Source organism: Orrella sp. 11846, from assembly GCF_048820935.1.
Taxonomy (GTDB): Bacteria; Pseudomonadota; Gammaproteobacteria; order Burkholderiales; family Burkholderiaceae_B; genus Algicoccus.
Genome location: NZ_JBMERD010000041.1, coordinates 1 through 1,584, shown reverse-complemented (window position 1 = coordinate 1,584; position 1,584 = coordinate 1). Strand labels below are relative to the sequence as shown.

3 protein-coding genes and 1 pseudogene are annotated in these 1,584 nt (G+C 43.6%); 2 read left to right on the top strand and 2 right to left on the bottom strand.

The genetic code is table 11. The features are described 5' to 3' along the window. Both ACOI06_RS14500 and ACOI06_RS14495 read left to right on the top strand, forming a co-directional pair. A partial coding sequence (locus tag ACOI06_RS14500; protein ID WP_420663302.1) for a transposase domain-containing protein occupies positions 1-163 on the top strand: 163 nt, incomplete at its 5' end. 35 nt (positions 164-198) lie between these two features. Beyond that, a pseudogene (locus tag ACOI06_RS14495) lies at positions 199-567 on the top strand (IS3 family transposase); the annotation flags it as partial. Between the two features lie 219 nt (positions 568-786). On the opposite strand, the gene ACOI06_RS14490 reads toward ACOI06_RS14495, so the two are convergent. Further along, positions 787-1,161, bottom strand: a complete 375-nt coding sequence (locus ACOI06_RS14490; RefSeq protein ID WP_048626766.1) for a hypothetical protein — start codon at positions 1,159-1,161, stop codon at positions 787-789. Position 1,162: 1 nt separating this feature from the next. Further along, a partial coding sequence (locus ACOI06_RS14485) for a hypothetical protein (protein ID WP_420663301.1) occupies positions 1,163-1,584 on the bottom strand: 422 nt, incomplete at its 5' end.

The window sequence follows — 1,584 nt, the reverse complement described above, 5'->3', positions numbered from 1 at the left end:
GGACATCGATCCCTACACCTATCTGGTGGACGTCCTGCAGCGCGTGTCACAGCACCCAATGAGTGAAGTCCATCTGCTCACACCCCGTCTGTGGAAAGAACACTTCGCCGCAAACCCGCTGGGAGCACCCATCTCACAAACGTCTCCCATATCAGTGGTTTGAACCGGGGGCAAGTACGCCGCTGAGTTGACGCTTACGCTATACAGGCCTTACTGTCAGCAGTCTGGAGACGAAAACCAAAACAACGTGTCATGGTGCACTCCGATCAAGGCAATCAATTCACGAGTTACGAGTGGACTACTTTTCTAGCTAATCATAATCTAGAGCCAAGCATGAGTCGCCGCGGTAATTGCCATGATAATGCTGTCGCTGAAAGCTTTTTTCAGTTACTTAAGCGAGAGCGTATCAGACGCAGAGTTTATAACTCCAGAGCGCAAGCACGCCAAGATGTTTTTGACTACATCGAAATGTTTTATAACCCGATTCGTCGGCATAGTCATGCTGCGAATCTTTCGCCGATAAACTACGAACGGTACTACTTTTCTGAGGCAATGAACTGTCTATAAAAGTCTGGTCGATTCAAACACTACTTGTTACTGATAAAGACAGTTGCTGAGTTAGTGCTCTTTGAGGAATATAACAAGGAGCGCCGACTATTCTTGGGATAAAAGCGCCTTAGTTCTAAACTCGAATTGTGATCTACTTAGTCGACAAGTAGAAAGAGACTGGCAACATTCGCTGCCAGTTTGAAACGGCATTCTGACTGGAGTGTGTATTTTTACATTTTACTTCATTAAACGAAGAAATTGAGGATTAGAAACCTGCATCTGCAAGCTATTTTTGTATTCCGTGATTTTTCCTCGCACACAGACTTTTTGCTCATTAAATCTAGTCAGTTGACCAAAGCGGTTCTCAAAGCCTTTCAGGTTATCATCCCAAATTAAAATTGCTAACGATTGGTTCGGGTATGGCTTATCTAGATTTAGGTAAGTCGCCTTTCTACCCTTGTGCACTTGGGCCACGACTCCACAAGCCATTACTGTCTCACCAACATGAAAAGCGGCACGGTATGATTCAATCCTTTGTTCATTGGCCCTGACTTGAGTTGGTAGTGCCATTAAAGAAAGACATAAGGTTCCGACTAATGCTAAGTTTTTCATTTTAGAATATCTCAATTTGATTATTGTATTTTACGATTATCTGAGGCTGGCCATTAAATGAAGTGATATCACCTGAGATACAGAGTCTTTGATTTAAAAAGTGTTGGAACTGCTCACCGTATCTTAATACATTGTCTGCGTCTGAGTCCCAAACAACAGCCCTAAACGTTGTGTTCGGGGATGGGTATTCAAAATTAAGGTAAGTCCCTTTAGAAAAGGCTTTAACCTCTTTGGCAACTCCGCACACGACCTGATATGTCCCAACCAAGCTTTTTGCTTGGCTGGTTGCAATAGCCCCTTGCTTGTGTAACTCCCCCGCCCGAGTTGGTACCGCTTCATCAACGTTAACTTCTACCCATTCATGGATACTTTTTTTATCATCGGTTTTGACATCATTACCATTAGAGCTTGTTAAGTTGTCAC

What these genes read in the sequence shown, in the direction of transcription:
- ACOI06_RS14490 (WP_048626766.1), bottom strand. Translation starts at nt 1,161, where the DNA reads ATGAAAAACTTAGCATTAGTCGGAACCTTATGTCTTTCTTTAATGGCA.